At 46.4% G+C, this 15658-nt stretch carries 17 protein-coding genes and 1 tRNA gene; 5 read left to right on the forward strand and 13 right to left on the reverse strand.

The features are described from left to right. Positions 1-110 precede the first annotated feature (110 nt). On the reverse strand, positions 111-1052 hold the full coding sequence (locus tag B5D26_RS09085; RefSeq protein ID WP_078745426.1) for a chemotaxis protein CheV: 942 nt from the start codon (positions 1050-1052) through the stop codon (positions 111-113). Positions 1053-1235: 183 nt separating this feature from the next. Between B5D26_RS09085 and flgA the strand changes: the two genes are divergently transcribed. From flgA to B5D26_RS09105, 4 genes are all read left to right on the forward strand, one after another. Beyond that, on the forward strand, positions 1236-1949 hold the full coding sequence (gene flgA, locus B5D26_RS09090) for a flagellar basal body P-ring formation chaperone FlgA (protein WP_078745427.1): 714 nt from the start codon (positions 1236-1238) through the stop codon (positions 1947-1949). Between the two features lie 128 nt (positions 1950-2077). Beyond that, positions 2078-2395, forward strand: coding sequence for a flagellar biosynthesis anti-sigma factor FlgM (gene flgM / locus B5D26_RS09095; RefSeq protein ID WP_078745428.1), 318 nt, complete (start codon positions 2078-2080; stop codon positions 2393-2395). An 8-nt stretch (positions 2396-2403) separates the two neighbouring features. After that, positions 2404-2892, forward strand: coding sequence for a flagella synthesis protein FlgN (locus B5D26_RS09100; protein WP_159445633.1), 489 nt, complete (start codon positions 2404-2406; stop codon positions 2890-2892). 34 nt (positions 2893-2926) lie between these two features. Then, positions 2927-3697 carry a flagellar brake protein gene (locus tag B5D26_RS09105; RefSeq protein ID WP_078745430.1) on the forward strand — a complete coding sequence of 257 codons (771 nt, stop codon included), beginning with the start codon at positions 2927-2929 and terminating at the stop codon, positions 3695-3697. On the opposite strand, the gene B5D26_RS09110 is transcribed toward B5D26_RS09105, so the two are convergent. Genes B5D26_RS09110 through arsS form a run of 3 tightly spaced genes read right to left on the reverse strand, consistent with a single transcriptional unit; the run spans position 3680 to position 6079 of the window. Beyond that, on the reverse strand, positions 3680-4324 hold the full coding sequence (locus B5D26_RS09110; RefSeq protein ID WP_159445634.1) for a TIGR04282 family arsenosugar biosynthesis glycosyltransferase: 645 nt from the start codon (positions 4322-4324) through the stop codon (positions 3680-3682). The genes B5D26_RS09105 and B5D26_RS09110 overlap by 18 nt on opposite strands. A gap of 12 nt (positions 4325-4336) precedes the next feature. Further along, positions 4337-5077, reverse strand: coding sequence for a TIGR04283 family arsenosugar biosynthesis glycosyltransferase (locus B5D26_RS09115; RefSeq protein WP_078745432.1), 741 nt, complete (start codon positions 5075-5077; stop codon positions 4337-4339). Positions 5078-5116: 39 nt separating this feature from the next. After that, positions 5117-6079, reverse strand: coding sequence for an arsenosugar biosynthesis radical SAM (seleno)protein ArsS (gene arsS / locus B5D26_RS09120; RefSeq protein ID WP_078745433.1), 963 nt, complete (start codon positions 6077-6079; stop codon positions 5117-5119). A 62-nt stretch (positions 6080-6141) separates the two neighbouring features. Here arsS and B5D26_RS09125 point away from each other — a divergent pair. After that, a tRNA-Arg gene (locus B5D26_RS09125) sits at positions 6142-6218 on the forward strand. Between the two features lie 1966 nt (positions 6219-8184). On the opposite strand, the gene B5D26_RS09135 is transcribed toward B5D26_RS09125, so the two are convergent. From B5D26_RS09135 to B5D26_RS09175, 9 genes are all read right to left on the reverse strand, one after another. Continuing rightward, complete coding sequence (locus tag B5D26_RS09135; protein ID WP_078745435.1) at positions 8185-10002, reverse strand: DUF927 domain-containing protein; 1818 nt, start codon at positions 10000-10002, stop codon at positions 8185-8187. Then, positions 9999-10925 carry a toprim domain-containing protein gene (locus B5D26_RS09140; protein ID WP_078745436.1) on the reverse strand — a complete coding sequence of 309 codons (927 nt, stop codon included), beginning with the start codon at positions 10923-10925 and terminating at the stop codon, positions 9999-10001. The genes B5D26_RS09135 and B5D26_RS09140 overlap by 4 nt, the downstream gene beginning before the upstream one ends. After that, the gene (locus tag B5D26_RS09145; protein ID WP_078745437.1) at positions 10918-11232 is read right to left on the reverse strand and encodes a hypothetical protein; all 315 of its coding nucleotides are present in this window, start codon (positions 11230-11232) and stop codon (positions 10918-10920) included. The genes B5D26_RS09140 and B5D26_RS09145 overlap by 8 nt, the downstream gene beginning before the upstream one ends. Continuing rightward, on the reverse strand, positions 11229-11483 hold the full coding sequence (locus B5D26_RS09150) for a hypothetical protein (protein WP_078745438.1): 255 nt from the start codon (positions 11481-11483) through the stop codon (positions 11229-11231). The genes B5D26_RS09145 and B5D26_RS09150 overlap by 4 nt, the downstream gene beginning before the upstream one ends. After that, on the reverse strand, positions 11480-11974 hold the full coding sequence (locus tag B5D26_RS16060; protein WP_139776579.1) for a hypothetical protein: 495 nt from the start codon (positions 11972-11974) through the stop codon (positions 11480-11482). Before B5D26_RS16060 ends, B5D26_RS09150 begins: the two co-directional genes overlap by 4 nt. After that, positions 11971-12288: a hypothetical protein gene (locus B5D26_RS09160; protein ID WP_078745440.1), complete on the reverse strand. Its 318-nt coding sequence runs from the start codon at positions 12286-12288 to the stop codon at positions 11971-11973. The genes B5D26_RS16060 and B5D26_RS09160 overlap by 4 nt, the downstream gene beginning before the upstream one ends. Before the next feature lie 15 nt (positions 12289-12303). After that, complete coding sequence (locus B5D26_RS09165; protein ID WP_078745441.1) at positions 12304-12543, reverse strand: helix-turn-helix domain-containing protein; 240 nt, start codon at positions 12541-12543, stop codon at positions 12304-12306. 167 nt (positions 12544-12710) lie between these two features. Next, positions 12711-13658 (reverse strand): DUF6387 family protein, encoded by a 948-nt coding sequence (locus tag B5D26_RS09170; protein WP_078745442.1) that lies wholly within the window; start codon positions 13656-13658, stop codon positions 12711-12713. A 338-nt stretch (positions 13659-13996) separates the two neighbouring features. Further along, complete coding sequence (locus tag B5D26_RS09175; protein ID WP_078745443.1) at positions 13997-15352, reverse strand: site-specific integrase; 1356 nt, start codon at positions 15350-15352, stop codon at positions 13997-13999. Positions 15353-15658 lie beyond the last annotated feature (306 nt).

Raw genomic sequence — 15658 nt, forward strand, 5'->3', positions numbered from 1 at the left:
CCGTATGACAGATATTTAATAGCTTACCACATGTTTTAAATAAACAAGGGCTTTTATGCGACCAGTGCGCCAATTTAAAAAGCTGGAGGCGCACAGGGTTATTTGGGGTATTATACTGTAGCTGTACCTTGCAACACATTGATACGCTGCACTACTTTGCGTGCTAGCTCATCGGCATCGTATTTGGGTAGGAAGTCATTGGCACCCACTTTTTTAATCATCGCCTCATTAAATATGCCGCTCAGAGAGGTGTGCAGCATAATGTTTAGATTATTAAAAGCAGGGTTGCTTCTGATTTCGGTTGTTAAGGTGTAACCATCCATTTCAGGCATTTCGATATCTGAAATAACCATGAGTATTTCTTCACTGGCCGACTTACCGCTTTCCTCGATGGCGTTGAGATAGTCCAGAGCTTCTTTGCCATTGCTTAAGCCTATGGTTTGCACGCCTACTTCCTCAAGGCAGCGAATCACTTGGTTGCGCGCAACACCAGAATCATCTACAACCAAGACGTTATACTTGGATGAAATCAGCTTCAGTTTCTCGTCGATAACGCCTTTGCTGATGCGTTCATTGACAGGGTGTACCTGCGAGATAACCTTTTCGACATCAATGATCTCTATCATTACGCCATTCAGTTCTGTTACAGCCGTCAGATAAGTGTCTTTACCTGTTGCCGCTGGCGGCGGATGAACCTCTTTCCAATTGAGATTGACAATTTTGTCTACTTTAGTAACAAGAAAGCCCTGAGTGACTCGGTTGTATTCCGTTACGATAACAACTGATTCCGAGAGGTCTTTAATTGGCGGTAGCCCAATTGCCATGCCGAGGTCTACAACAGATATGGTCATACCTCGAATATTGGCTACACCTCGTACAATAGGATTGTGTTGAGGTAAATTGGTTAGTTTGGGACAAGGTAAAATTTCTTTTACCTTAAAAACATTAATTCCGTAGCTCTGTCGACCGCGCAAGTGGAAAAGCAGCAATTCCATACGGTTGCCACCTACGGTTTGTGCGCGCTCAGCTAAACGCCCTGCCTGTTCAGTCATGTTTATTTCCACAGGTATGAATTCAATTCAGAATCAGTAGACTAACATTTATCTAGAGTAAGGTAGAACTATAACCCTATTAAACAAAGTGAAAACTGACAATTTCTCTCAAAAAAATTACGAGACGGTTACATTAAAATGCTAACCTCTCCATAGGTTGCGAAATGTCAAAAGGATCCCAGTTTGTTACTTAAATATTTACTAGGCTTATATCTTGTTATGCTCAGCTTGTGCCAGTCAGTATGGGCTGTAGAGGATGATCCTCTATTTGAAAGTCAAGCCAGCTTAGAACAAGCCATTAAGGCGTATTTAGAGCCTCAGTTTACCTCATTGAAAGGCGCACGCTTTGAATTAGAGATTAATAACATTGATCCGAGACTGCGCTTAGGTAAGTGTCAAGTCCCCTTGGAATTGAATCCTCTTGGCCGCAATGAGTTGCGCGGTAAGATGAATATCAAGATAACTTGCACAAGTCCTCTATGGGGTATATTCATCCCTGTGCAAGTCAATAGTTTTGAACCTGTGGTCGTTAGCCTTGTCAGTTTACCTAGAGATACTGTAATCAGTGCCAGTATTCTAGGGTTAAGAGAGATGGAAACTAGTGCGTTGAACTACACGTTTTTCCGTTCTATCGATCAGGTTGTTGGCACTACGGCTGCACGCTCCATCCAAGCTAACAGCGTTATTTTTACCAATATGGTGAAAGCTGCTGAGGCAGTCCGTAATGGTGATAATGTGATTATTAAGGCAACGGCAGGATCGTTAACAGTACGTATTAAAGGACAGGCGTTGCAAGATGGCGCTATTGGCGAGCAGATTCAGGTGCGAAATACGCAATCTAGGCGTATAATAAGGGCAATTGTTATCGCGCCAGGGCAGGTCGAAGTGCCCATGTAATCAACTGAAAAAGGTATATTTTCTACAACAAATAAGCGAATAAAATACTAAAGTTTATTAAAGTTTTAGAATTGTATGCCGATACCTATTTTAGGTTAAAGATGAATTACTTATAGGGGTCAGCACATATGGCTATTGATCTAAACAGCCTGTCTGGCGGTCTTCACGGCAGTAAAATACGTAGCAATAACGTTAGTACCTCTGGTAAAGAGGAGGTCTCTAAACGTGAGACAGCTACCTCTGCAAGCACCGCTCAAACGGGTGTAAGAACTGACAGTTTCCAGCTCAGCGAAGAAGCGACGGCACTGCATGAGCGAGCAAACTCTGCACCTGACATTAATGAAGATAAAGTAAATGCTATTCGCGCAGCTATAGCTGATGGCAGCTACAAAGTTGATGCTAAGACGCTAGCGAAAGATATTATGCAATTTGAAACTAACTTCTGAGGTTAGCAGTGAAACCCGAACTTCCATCTGAAATCAAACAGCATTTACTTGATAGCATTCAAAATTTGAAGGCTATCAAGCTTTGCCTTGAGAATGAGAAGTTGGCATTGCAAACTCGAGATTTAGATCAAATTGAGTCTTTAGCTAAGCAAAAAGAACATTGCTTAGAGCAGATTAAAGGCGATATTAAAGCTAGAAACAGCCTGATTAGCAGTATGGGTTTTAGTATTGACGAAGCGGGTATGGAGTCTTTGATTGCCTCTTTGCCTGAGCAACATGCCAATGCTTTAAATAAGGGTTGGCAGCAGTTGGTTAATCTGCATAATGACATACAGCAGCTTAATCAAGCAAATGGCATGGTCATTAACCGAGGTTTGCAACAGGTCGATATGATGTTAGGTATTGTACAAAGTGGTAGTAATGCACGTACTACTAAAACTTACAATGCCAAAGGGCGTTCGGTTGCGACAACTTCTCGGATCATTGGACAAGCATAGCTAGCATTGCTTAATACACATTAGGGGCTAATCTATGTCTGGCAATGAAGCTATCAGCATTACCACTACATCAAAAGATGATGAAAAACACATCATCACCCGCCAAGCCAGTATCTTTGCTATTTTGCGCTCATTGCAGAAGCATCGCTCTGCATTGTCTATTGTTTTTCGTGGCGATAGCAAACAAGTCTATACCAGTATTGTTTTAAAAGTTGACCTTGATGAAGGCTACTTTCTAATAGATGAGTTAGCGCCTGCCAGTGGTAACAAGCGTATTCTAGCAGGTGATGTCTTTAGCATCCGAGCCAATGACCGAGGCGTACAAGTGTTGTTCAGTGGCAATAAAGTTGTTGCCGCAGGTCATAACAATGGTGCTGCAATCTACAAAGTAGCCTTGCCAAACAAAGCGCTTTATAAGCAGCGCCGTGATGCTTTTCGTGCTCACATCAGCATTGCCAACCGTGCAGAAATTAAACTAGTTTCGTATGAGCGTCAGCGACCATTAATAGGTAGCTTGATTGACATATCCTCAACTGGCTGCAAAATTGAATTTTCATATTTGGTCGAGCCTGCATTTGAAGAGTTTGAAGTATTTGACGAAGTAAGCTTTGACCTTCCTGAAGCAGTATTCGACTCGTCAGTACTTTGCTCCGCAGAGGCTCGACATGCTGTATATGATGAACATAAGCAGATAACTCAGTGCGGTTTTCGCTTTTTAAGCCCAGATGGCCGCAATCAGCGTGAAATTGACCGCTATGTGGCTTTTCTTCAACGTGATGCCCGTCGTTTAGGTATCGCTGAATAAAGCCTCGCTCAGTGCTCGCCAGCGCCTTAAATCCTCAGGGCGATCAATATCCCAAAGTGGCTCAAATGTAATCACGCTAAGTCCTGCCCTTTCAATGCAAGCTAAGCTTTGCTTTAGTACTTTACTTCCCCCCCATTCAACTCCTTCAAACAGCTGCTCTGGTAGTGGCTGGCGGCTGCCTATCAACACATATCCTCCATCTTCAGCGGGAATTAATACCAAATCGGATGAGTTCTCTTGTGTAAGTAAGGCATGAAAAGCCCTCTCTATAACTTCCCGTGTCAATACAGGGCAGTCGCTACCTACAAGTAAAGCCACGTTGCTGGTGCGGAGCGCTTGATTTAATGCTACACACATTTTTACGCCTAAATCCCCGTCGACTTGAACTTGTACCTGTGCCTTAGGATGTTGGTGATAGGGTGCAAAGAAGTTATCGTCTATTGCTCCTGCAATTTGTAAGTGGATCTGGTCAGCTGTTGTGGTTGTGAGTAGCGAAAAGGTTAAAGCAGTAAGCTCGCAGTGAACTGCCAAGGCTTCTTCTGCGCTGAGCTGAGTTTGCAGGCGAGTTTTAACTTGCCCAAGCACAGGGGCCTTTGCAAATTGAATGGCTGTTTTTTGAAAACGCATAAGCTGGTTCATTTAAGGTTGAGATGATGAGCCTGACACCTGCTCAGTCTTGGAATGAGCGTGATGGTTAGCGGGCTTAACATCAGGGTAATAAAGCCGTACTAAATGCTCAGGTGAGTCACCGAAGAAATAACGTAGACGCAGTTGCCACATAAAGAGAATTGTTTTTATGGTGCCATTTTTCTGCCAACGACGTGCAGAAGTCGTTACCTTTGCATGAAAGCAAATTGGCTTTTGTAACTTTTTTAGACGTGTAGATAGTTCAATGTCCTCCATTAAGGGTTGTATCGGTATACCACCTATTTGACGCCATAGTTGCCGACTGACAAAAATGCTCTGGTCACCTGTTGCTATACCTGTTAATCGAGAGCGTAAGTTCATCATATGCCCAACTAAGGCTAGCAGCCCTTTACGTTCGTCTAGCTGAACATCGAAGCGCCCCCAGCAAGGCTGAGCATTAGCGATAGGTGCTAATAAACTTAATGCATCGGGAGGTAGAGTAGAATCACAGTGATGAAACAACAGTAAGTGGCCTTCAGCGTGCTCTGCGCCTGCGTTCATCTGTAGCGCCCGCCCTTTGGGGCTGTGCAGTAATTTATCGCATAGAGGTTGTGCGATATGTACACTCTGATCAGTGCTACCGCCATCGACGACAATAAGCTCGTGCCCTTCAACTCTAAATGCTTGTAGTGCTTGTAAATGCAAGGCCAAACCCTCAGCCTCATTTAAAACGGGCACGATAATACTGATCAATTTCTACCTCTTACTTCTTTATGTATTGAATACAGAAGATTAAGCCAACGCACCACCACAACTGCTACCTTGCCCAGCAGTACAGCCATAGCAATGGTCTGCAATGCGAATCTCTTTATCTTGAATATCAATATCTAATAGGTCTTTGACATGCACTTTGCTGCGATCAGAAGCGATCATGGGCATTTTGAGCATTTGATTGAAGTCACAATCATATACATAGCCCTGCCAATCAATGCTGACTAGGGATCGGCACATTAGGTTCTGCAAATTATGCTCAGAAAAGTTGTCTTTCAGTAGTGTCATATAGGTTTCGAATTGACCTTTTGACAATAGCGTGCTGCCAAATCGGCTAATGGGCATATTGGTGATGGTTAATAACTCGTTAAACTGAATACCGAAGTTTTCACCAAGCTCTTTTTGATAAGCCTGTTGTAAGCCTTGCTGACTTGGAGGTAGAAAAGCACCACTAGGATTATAGACAAGGTTTAACGTTAAGTGCCCACCCTCAATGCCATAGCCTAGCGCATTAAGCTTTTGTAGCGCTGCAATGCTGTCAGCGAAAACCCCCTTTCCACGCTGGGCTTCAACATTTTGCTCTGAGTAACAAGGTAGTGATGCGGTTATGATGACGTTATTTTCGGCCAAAAACTCTGCTAGATCAGCATATTCTGGCAACATTAGGATAGTAAGATTGCAACGATCTATAACTTGTACGCCCCTTGCTCGCGCCTCTTTTACAAGGTAACGAAACTCAGGGTTCATTTCAGGCGCACCACCAGTCAGATCTAATACTTTTATTTTTCGTTTATCAATAAGCTGTAAAAGATTGTCGATAATGGCTCTAGACATCATCTCTGTACGCTTTGGCCCAGCATTAACATGACAATGTACACAACTTAAGTTACAGCGATAACCTAAATTCACCTGCAATACACTGAGCGGGCCTCGATAAATTGTTGGAAAGTCAGTTTCCGCTAACAATGGTGCAGTGTCTAACATCAATCAATCCTCTGTTTGGTATTTTGCGGTTAACTCTTTATAATGCCCGCTCTTGATATTTTGCCTCAATAGCTCAGTTGGATAGAGCGTCCCCCTCCTAAGGGGAAGGCCGCAGGTTCGATTCCTGCTTGGGGCACCAATAAACCCTTATAAAACAATGTGTTGCAAGTCTGTGTAAATCGCCTAAAAACCCTGTTTTAAAATTAGATACAGCATAGATACAGGGCGGCACAAACTAAGACAAACAAACACCCCTAAAGTTTAGCCTCTCCCAAGCTCCCATCCCACTGTATTTTCCAACCCCCTCAATATGCGTACCCCATTGGTCAGATTGGCACCAACTTTTAGGCGTTCTGTATCAGCCAAATTAGCGCCAGCACTTGAGCCTAATTTTCTAAATCTTTTTCAGCTTTTAGCTTTTGGTGGTGTAACAGGTGTAACAGGTGCTACAGCGTTGATTTATATAAACTTTCCAAGGTGTAACACTTAAAAGGCTTGGTGTAACAGGTGTAACAGGTTGCCTTTGTTGTGGTGGCGCGAATCGGCCTGTAACCCGCATGGTTTATAGGTTTTGGTGTTTTTGCTGGCGCTCTGTGTCAATCAGGTGGGCAAGTTCAACAGGCTGTTGAAGTGGGTTAGGCGTGGTCAAATCGGCCACCCTTGTAAGCGTTGGCGCTTGTGTTGGCGGTCTGATCTCTAGGCGGCTGGGAATGGGTAGCCGTTACCTTGACGGGGTTCAGGGGGTAATCTGCATTTTTTGCAATAACCGCTTTTGCTAGTAGTGAGGCTTTTACAGGCTGGCGTTTTGCATCGGCTTGGTAGGCTTAGAATCATGGCGGGAATCTCTATGCTGTATTTTTAACCAGTATATCGACTGGGCGGCTTTTTTGCCTTGGGTGTGTTGCGTGTCTGCCCATTGTCTGCGCACCCCTGTTTTGAGCTGTTGCGGGTTGGCCTTTATGTTGGCCTTTATGTTGGCCTTTTGTTGATCTGTGCCTGTGTTGGTGGCTGATCTAGTGGGCGTTTGGGAGCTGTTGCGGGTTGGCCTTTATGTTGGCCTTTATGTTTTGCCCGTCAAACCCACTGAGAAAATTTTTCTTATTTCGCACATAAAAAAATACAGCTAAGGGTGCGGTCATTCGCCCTATAGAGCTTTGGACTTTTGAGCCGCCCCTACTCGTTGTGCGTTCATTGTCTGCTTAGCCCTGTTTTGGGGTGTCGTGGGTAGTTGATGTGTCTCTGGTTTAGAGACAGATTTTGTCTTTAACTTAGAGACAGTATCTCTAGTTTGATCCTGTGGCGCTTTGGTCGTGGTGTGTTGGTTTGGTGTTGGTCGCTGGCCGTGTTGGCTTCGGCACCTTCGGCACCACAAAAAGGCTCTGCAATGCGGTGTTGGGTTCGGTGCTGCTGACGACCCTCTACCCCCGAAATTTAGCCAATAACCGCGACTCTGCGTCCCCGTGGCGTTCAAAATGTCGCTGGGAAGTACCTTGGGTTTTATTGCCAATGTGCGCCAGCTTATGATCTGCACCCAAGATCGGATACGCAGGTATAAGGTTAAAACAACCCTAAAGAGGTCAGAACAACCCTAAAGAGGTCAGAACGACCCTATATACCTGTGATTGATGTGTCTCCGGTTTGATCCTGTAGCGCTTTGGTCTTGGTGTGTCGTTTGGTGTGCCGTGCTTCCGCTACAGCCCTTGTTATTAGAAGCCTCTAGCGTGTCACTAGGTGTGTCGTTTAGGTGTTTGGGTTGTGTGAGTGCGGCCAACGGCTTATAGTGCGCCTCAGAGCCTCATTGAAGGCCAACAAATAGCCCAGATCGGCATCACTACTGATCTGGGCTTTTTTTCGTCTGTTGGTTTCTGATTAATGGCTGGCGCTTTTGTATGCCTGCTTAAGACTTTGGCCTTCTAAGCATAAGTTAGTAGGCGGCCTGTGTTTGGGGCTGCGGTGCTGTACTTGGCATAACTTGCATTTAAAGTAGTGCCTGTGCCAGTTGTCACGCGCCAGCACAAAGGCGGGGTTTGTTGGCTTGCTGGGTGCAATAGCTGTAGTGCCCTGCCTGTTGTTGTAGGTGTTGATTAACTCGCTTAACCCCATATCTAGTACCCTTTGTAGCTTGGTAATACAGCATATAGCCTAACTGGGCGGCCTCCTACACGCTTTGATACTGAGCTTTTACCATCGCTGTTTTTCTCATAGAGCCACCCTTCCCCGTCTAGCTTTCTGGCAATGGTCTTAATGTCATAACCCGCCCCAGCTTCTTTAAGTGCTGCTGAGTTGAAATAAAACACCCGCCCTTTTTCGGTATCCTGATAGTACCCTGCGCGGTTTATCACCTTGTCATTTTGCGGGTTGGTGTACTGTAGGTTGGAGAATCGGCTATCCCCGTGCGCCTCTATGAACTCATTAATGCTGGTGAGTATGTGACGGGTTTCTGTGTTGCCTTGGCCACGTTCATTACGCCAAAGGTTAAAGCCCTCTATGGCTGCGAGTAGTGCGCTACCCTCTTGCCAGCCTGTAAAGCCAAACTCGGTAGCCAGTTCACCCGCCAGCGCCAACAGGGCAAAGGTTCCACCCGCCCTAGATTCCGCTCCGTCATTGGATTTAAAGTCGTCCAGCGCCAACAGCTTTTTGTATTGCTCGGGTAGGCTCTTTTGGTAGCTGGCTAATTCACTGATAAAGGCTAACCCCACTTGCCCGTAATGGCTGGCGGCTTCGGCCTGTATCATATCGGCAAAGGTGCGGCCATCTTCAAAGCCGTGTAAGTCGTCAAAAGCACCATAGCGCCTAAGGGCTGCGGGAACGCTTAAAAGCCTTGCCTCTTGCCCTGCTGCGGCCTGTTGTCCAGCTTTCGCCATGTGTGCGGGTAGTGTGACCTCTCCATTAGATAAGACCATCAAGCGCCAACTTGCGGACGTTTGCATACCGCCTGTTTTAACCGCCCTCTGCTTGCCGTTACCATTGGCTAACAGATAAACCATGTTACCTACGTCATTTGGGTCGCTGAGCGCGAGTTCATCCAGTATCAGACAGCTATCGTTTAAACTGGCGGCCAGTGCCTCTACCCCGTTGCCCGTTGTTGCCCAGCCCCGTCTAAAATTAGGCGCGCCCCAAACACTTGCGGCCACATAAAGCGCAACAGATTTACCCTTAGAACTATCACCCACAAGGTGAAGCCCTGCGCCCCCTTCGGTCTGCTGTTTCGCAGGTAGTAATAAGGTTCCCGCTAAACTGGTGCAAACCGACAGAATTAAAATCAAATTGCCTTCGCAGTATTTCCCCACGGATCCGCGCCAGCTCTTAACCGTACCTTTTTGGGCAAAGTAGCTTTGGTACCTGCCCTCTGATTGGAACCTGTAGAGCGCATCACCAACGGTCTGATCGGGAAGCACAAAGGCGGCTCTATCGCCATGCCAGCCTGTACGGGTTGCAGCGACTAAACGGGCGCTCGGTTTACTGCTCATCAGGTAGCGGGTTAGGTGGCTTTTGGCCTTGTCGTTGTACACGTAGCCCATTTTCAACAGTTCGCCCCTAAGTGTGTCCCCGTTACCTGCTAATAGCGCCATAGGGGCTAACCATTCACGCCAATAGTTGTTTGTATCTTTGAAGCGCAGCAACCGGCCAAAATTGTATTTGTGCTCGTCATGGCTTATGGCTTCAACGTGTAGCGGTTCACCTATCCATACGTCTACGGGATTGCCTTCTCTGTTGGTGTCGTGCCAGTACAAACCCGCTCTGTTGGGGTGAATGCTGGCGCTATCAGCAAAGCGCACATAATCATCATAAGCGCCATAGCAGGGGCGCTTAATCTCTTTAATGACTAGGCTTGTATCGGCTGGCGGTGTGTCGCTGGTGTTGATGACCTTTAGCTTTAGCGGTGCTTTCTTAACGGGGTTGTCTTTAGTCGGGTTGGTCATAGGCTCCCCCCGTTCATCCAGTTGGCTAGGTCGTTGAAGTCGGTTAGATGTTCAGGTGCACCAATAGGCCAATCAGGCGCAACCAGTAGGGCATCTGTGGCTATGGCGGCTTCACGGGCTTTCACCATGCCCACGTTTATTCCTTCGCGTTGGGCTAACAGGCGGTCATCATCAGCGCATACAGTGAGTGCGGCACTAGGCCACCGATTACGGGCAAAGGTGGCAACGGCTTTAAGGTTGTTAGCATTCATGGCACAAAGCACGGCCTGCCCTGTGTCCTCGTAAATGGTCGCACCGGTTGCCCATCCCTCGCAGATATAAACTGCAGTTGGTGCGTCACATAAACCCATAAAGGCAAAAGCGCCAGCCATACGGCCACCCGATAAAAAGCGTTTCTGTATTTGGCCTGATTCGTCTCGGTAGATGCGTTGCAGATTCACCAGTTGATCATCTGCAAAAAGCGGTACAAGCAAGGTGTTACCCAATTGCATTAGGTCATGTGCGCCAACTTGTTTATTGACTAAGTACGGGTGCTGCGGATCGGCTGGGGTCGCACGGCTGATTAGTTTGAATGCTTTCTCTCTGGCGGCTTGTTGGCGTTGGCGGGTTTCTTGTTCCCGCTGCCTTTTGGCCTCTGCCAGCTTTTGATCAAATAGCTTGCGCTCTGATCGGGTCATGGATGGCTTACCGCCACAAATCCATGTTTGATAATGGCCTGTACGCCAGTTGCCAAAGTAACCCGCTGGGTGGCAATCATCTAAAAACAATTGGCAATAACAGGCGTTGTTGCCGCGCTTGCCCTTGGGATCATCAAAGCGGGTAATCTTGCTGGGGTTGACGTGATTGGGGGCGGCTCCCAAGTCTTTGAGCATGGCCGCCTTGAACTGATCCTCTACCATTCCGATTAACCAATCATCACTCATGACTCACCCCACTAGCGCCAGCGGTTGCCGCTTGTTCTGCATCGTCATTGCTTGGGTATAGGCTTTCGCTCATGTCCTCGATACGTGCGGCCACCTCTGCGGTCTGTGCTGCCATCACGCTTAAGGCATCCATTAAACCCAAGGTATCGGCCTCAGTCATAAATGGCACGTTTTCAAAATTAAGCGTTGCCAGTTTGGTAATGGTGCGGCTGCCCCTGCTGATCGTCATTAGCTGCTGTGCGTAGTCGTTCAACAAGGTGGTCTTGTAGTGCTCAATAAACGCCTGGTTGTTTGGTGTATGGCTCATGCTTTGCCCCTCGCCCCTTTGATGCTGTTAACGTCTCGGTCAAAACTCCCCGTTGTTTCAACTGTATGGTGCCCAAGCTGGCGCAAGGCGTAGATAAGCCCAAGGCGGTCATTGCCGCTTAGCTGTGCGGCTTCGTGGTCAACCTCTGAGTGAGCCAACAGGTTAGCGATTGAATAAACCGCTGTACCAATCTCAAAAAAACGGGTGCTGTAGTCTTCTGCAATATCTTTGATTAAGTCATGGCGGCTCATTGTGTGCGGCCTCCATGCTGTAGAGGCTTACGGCTGACTAGCGCCAACGACAGGCCAACGAATGCAGAACGGGCAACAGATAGCGTGGGGGCGTAACAGCTCACCAAACGGACGCGGTTAAGCTGGGATAGCTTTAAGCCCTTGGGGGCAATAAGAAAGGTGTAGATCATGGGATGGAACCCCTTGTTCATTTTGAAAACAAAGGGCGGATTGGCAGCCGCAAGACAGCACCGAACAAGGAAGGTGCAGCGGGGGGCTTCGCGGTCAAGCCGCTTGGCTCCCAATCCATCCCCCCAAAACAGGGCAAAGCGCACCAGCTTAAGGCCAGTGTGCAAAAATTTGTCATTAGGGAGATTATGTTCTCCTTGTTCAGATACTGCCTGCGGGTGTCTAATCCGCCTGCTGTGCTGGGTGTCTAGTCCAGCGCCACCGATACTAACGACAGCACCGACAGAAGGCAATACACAATGCGTGTTAGGTGTGGTCATCATGCGGCCACCTTTGCGAGATAATGCTTAACCAAGTTATCAGCATCAGCGCGGCTACTTTCGGCCAACGTGTAGCGGGTAAAGTATGCTGTGCCGCCATCTTGGTGAATGTGCGGCTCTGGCTGGCGCTCAATGGTTAAACCGTGGGTATTGCTTAACTCGCTGATTGTTGAGTGTAAGCAGGTTTCCCCGTACAGGCTCAACGCTTCCAACTGAATCAGTGATCGCGCCATCAGATACTGTAAGGCTATAATCTTTTTCGGTGGCTTACGGCTGGCGGCCTTCTTAACGGGGGGCGCTGGTTGTTGCTTCGTCATCTTGTCACCTTCCCCTTATGCAACCGCCATTGCGGCCTGTGCGGTGTTGGTGAAGGTCTGAAACTGCGCCAGCCAATTATCTAGGTCACTTTTCTTATAACGAACGTTGCGCCCCATTTTAATGAATGGCGGGGCTTCTACGCCTGCCAGTGTTCCAGTGGCACGACTTAAACGAATGGTGTATTCACTAAAGCCCAAAATTTCAGCGGCTTGAGCACTGGTTTTAAGTGTGGTGTTAGTTTCTGGTGCGGTCATGTGTTGCCCTCACGTTTCTTTGTTGTTTAACGTGAGGGCAAGGTTAAGCGGGAGTTAGATTGCTTTCTCTACAGGTTTTAATTTAACAAAACCGCCTCAATTTCATGTTGAAGGATGTTGTAGCAATTAGTTAAAACTAATTATTGCCGCAAGTTTTGGTTTCTAGTTTATGGCTGGTTAATATTTTCTATCGCCATTTCTGCATAGAGCTTATTTAAAAATGTTTCAGATAATGCCTTTTCTGCATTAGGGGCAGTTACTCTTTGTACCTTGTCTGCGCTTCTAACTTCTTTAACGCCATTGTTAAAAGAGAACAGAATCTGAGCGGCTAAAGCATCGGTTAAAATTCCATGCCCCTCTAAAGAATCCCATATAGTTAAATCAATATATGGAATAACTCTGTCATTTATCACTTTCTCAATAGTTAGGTTTTTAGGCTCTGGCGGATATATGCCTATGATCTCTCTGTATTTCTCAAGAAAGGCTTTTACATCTCTTAGTATCTCTTTGTTAGTTGCGGCTAGGTCAATTGATAAATGAACCTCAGTTCTACCTTTGCAAACGCCAGAGCAAGAATTCAATAGGGCAACGTCATAAGCCATGTGGTCAATATCGTATTTTGGCAGGCTGGCGCGCTCTTTTAGCAGCATATAGGTGTCATCTAAGCCCCCATCCCTAAAGTTTTTGGTATCTGCTGACAGGCTTTTTTCTCTGATCCTCTCATCTCCAAAGGAATCTATTATGTCGTATTTGTCGTTAATCTCTTGTTGTGCTTGCTCGGCCAGAAAAAGCATTGTCTCTTTAGCCCTAATTACCGCCTCTGCCATTTCTTCGACTTGACTAACATAGATGGGCGAAACCAAGGCGGTTCGGGGTGTTTCTTTGGTCGTGGCAATATCAATTTGGTAACCCATATCTGATAGGCTTATTTTTCCTGTTTGTTTGATCTGCTCCCAGTGAGATAAAACCCATTCGTTTTCCGTTGGCAGCATATCCCGTAAAAGCGCCCTAGCCGATAACTGTTGGTATAGTTCATACAAAGAACAGCTTTCCAAATACTCGTAATTGCTGTGCTTATACCAACTTAAATCAATATTTTTCTTGGTCACTTCCATTTTGCTGAACCCTTACCAGCACCCCCTCATTAGATCGGCTAACCAAGGCAAAGAGGGTTGCTTTGCTTTTCAGGCCGTCACCCTATGGTTAACCGTTGCTGTATATAATCACAGCTATACAACAGGCAACAAGCGCAAATAAGGAAAGGGTTAGGCGGGTTGGCTTACTGGCGCTTCCTTAGTAGACACCATAGGATTAAAAAGTGTTACACCTGTTACACCTACTATTTCTTTAGGTGTAACGCTTAAAGCCCTTATAAATCAATGTTGTAACACTTGTTACACCTGTTACACCTAAAAAACATAGCTCCCCAAAATTAATTTAACTATTCCCGCCCTTAATTCGTGACCGCCTTAACCTCTGGCAAGCCTGTAGTGTCGCTGGGCATCAGTGCGGTATTTGCAAACAGATCAACAGCATGGCGCTTGTGGTCAGGTCTAAGGTGGCCGTAATTCTTAATCGTGGTGTGTATGTCCTTGTGCGCCATCAGTTCAGATACGGCCAACAGATCGACCCCCGCCATAATCAACTGACTAGCGAAGTTATGGCGCAAGGTGTAGAGCACTAGCTTTGTGGGTAGACCTGCCAACTGGCGTATTTTTGCCCAAGGCGTTTGCATCGCGTTTTTACTCATGCGGCCACCTGTACGCTCAGAGGGGAATACATAGCCGCTTATTGGCTTGCCTCGTTGCTGGTGCCAGTCGGTCAGTATTTTTACTAACGGCTTGCTGATCGGGAATGAACGTGGCTCAGGGTTATGGTGAGCTGTTTTCTCTATGGTCTTGGTGATCGTGGCAAAGTTTAGGTTAACGTGCTCCCATCTCAAGCCGAACATATCCCCAGACCTAAACCCCGTGTAATACATCATCAACACCATAGGCTTAACGTGATCAACATACGTCATAACATCCCAGTCAGGTAATCGTAACTTTCCATGTGATCGGCTGTTCCTGCGTTGCTGGCGTTTAATTTCTTGATAGTCGTCTAGTGCTTTGAATAGTGCGGTGACTTCGTAAGCCTCTAGGTACCTGCGACTAGCGCCAGCTTTAGAAAGCTCGATTTCCGTCATAGCAGGCTTGGTTAATTTGTATCCCTTGATAGGGTTGCTATCAATAAACCCTTTGGTGGCGGCATGGTTGAGCATGGTTCTAAGCGCGCCAAAGATTCTAGTAATGGTTCCCCATGCCAAACCCTCAGCCTCTTTGGTTGCCTGCCATCGTTCTATGTCTCTTGAGGTGATTTTTGATAAAGGTCTGCCCATCAGATCAGTAAAATGGTTGCTGATCATCGACAGGGTTTCTTTGCCCTTTTTGTGTCGGTCTTGGTATACCTTGTAATGCGTCCATAGATAGGCTTTTAGCGTTTGCTGTTTTTGCAGGTCAGATTCTTTTTTAGCACTTCGCTTAATTTCTTGAACATCCTCCCCTCTAGCGACTCGCCCTAATAGGTCTTTTGCCTGCTCTCTGGCTTGCTCTGCTGTTATTTTTGGGTAATGGCCTATCGTGTAGATTCTCTGGGTATTACTGTTTGGGGCTTGGTATTTGATTCTAAAACTAATGCTTTTTGCACCAGACCGAACATGAAAGCCTTGGATCTCAGAATCAAAAATATCTTTCGTTGGTTGGTCTGCTGAAATGGCTCGGGCAATTTGCTGTAGTTTTTTAGCAGTGATTTTTTCAGTTGTCTTTACCATCTCTCTGTACCTAGTTTTAAAATTAGATACAGCATAGATACAGAGCGGCACCCATTAATGTCAACAAGCACCAACAAGCGTATACAGTGAAAATCAGCTAATTGATTGTATTTGAAGGGATATTTTGAGTTTTCTTGTTTATGCTTGTTTGTGGTAATATACGCCCTTAACCCCCTCCTAAGGGGAAGGCCGCAGGTTCGATTCCTGCTTGGGGCACCACTTGAATCATGTGCAGCTGATAGAAGTCTGCGCGTCCACTTAAGCTAATACGTCTTATTATTGGCTTTGGATTCAAAACCCGCTTAA

It is taken from the genome of Oceanospirillum multiglobuliferum, from assembly GCF_900167095.1.
In the GTDB taxonomy this organism is placed as follows: Bacteria; Pseudomonadota; Gammaproteobacteria; order Pseudomonadales; family Halomonadaceae; genus Oceanospirillum; species Oceanospirillum multiglobuliferum.

Excerpts from the sequence above, each read along its gene's own strand:
- B5D26_RS09085 (WP_078745426.1), bottom strand. The coding sequence starts at position 1,052 with ATGACTGAACAGGCAGGGCGTTTAGCTGAGCGCGCACAAACCGTAGGT.
- flgM (WP_078745428.1), top strand. The coding sequence starts at position 2,078 with ATGGCTATTGATCTAAACAGCCTGTCTGGCGGTCTTCACGGCAGTAAA.
- B5D26_RS09105 (WP_078745430.1), top strand. The coding sequence starts at position 2,927 with ATGTCTGGCAATGAAGCTATCAGCATTACCACTACATCAAAAGATGAT.
- B5D26_RS09110 (WP_159445634.1), bottom strand. The coding sequence starts at position 4,324 with ATGCGTTTTCAAAAAACAGCCATTCAATTTGCAAAGGCCCCTGTGCTT.
- arsS (WP_078745433.1), bottom strand. The coding sequence starts at position 6,079 with ATGTTAGACACTGCACCATTGTTAGCGGAAACTGACTTTCCAACAATT.
- B5D26_RS09135 (WP_078745435.1), bottom strand. The coding sequence starts at position 10,002 with ATGACCAACCCGACTAAAGACAACCCCGTTAAGAAAGCACCGCTAAAG.
- B5D26_RS09140 (WP_078745436.1), bottom strand. The coding sequence starts at position 10,925 with ATGAGTGATGATTGGTTAATCGGAATGGTAGAGGATCAGTTCAAGGCG.
- B5D26_RS09145 (WP_078745437.1), bottom strand. The coding sequence starts at position 11,232 with ATGAGCCATACACCAAACAACCAGGCGTTTATTGAGCACTACAAGACC.
- B5D26_RS09150 (WP_078745438.1), bottom strand. The coding sequence starts at position 11,483 with ATGAGCCGCCATGACTTAATCAAAGATATTGCAGAAGACTACAGCACC.
- B5D26_RS16060 (WP_139776579.1), bottom strand. The coding sequence starts at position 11,974 with ATGATGACCACACCTAACACGCATTGTGTATTGCCTTCTGTCGGTGCT.
- B5D26_RS09160 (WP_078745440.1), bottom strand. The coding sequence starts at position 12,288 with ATGACGAAGCAACAACCAGCGCCCCCCGTTAAGAAGGCCGCCAGCCGT.
- B5D26_RS09165 (WP_078745441.1), bottom strand. The coding sequence starts at position 12,543 with ATGACCGCACCAGAAACTAACACCACACTTAAAACCAGTGCTCAAGCC.
- B5D26_RS09170 (WP_078745442.1), bottom strand. The coding sequence starts at position 13,658 with ATGGAAGTGACCAAGAAAAATATTGATTTAAGTTGGTATAAGCACAGC.
- B5D26_RS09175 (WP_078745443.1), bottom strand. The coding sequence starts at position 15,352 with ATGGTAAAGACAACTGAAAAAATCACTGCTAAAAAACTACAGCAAATT.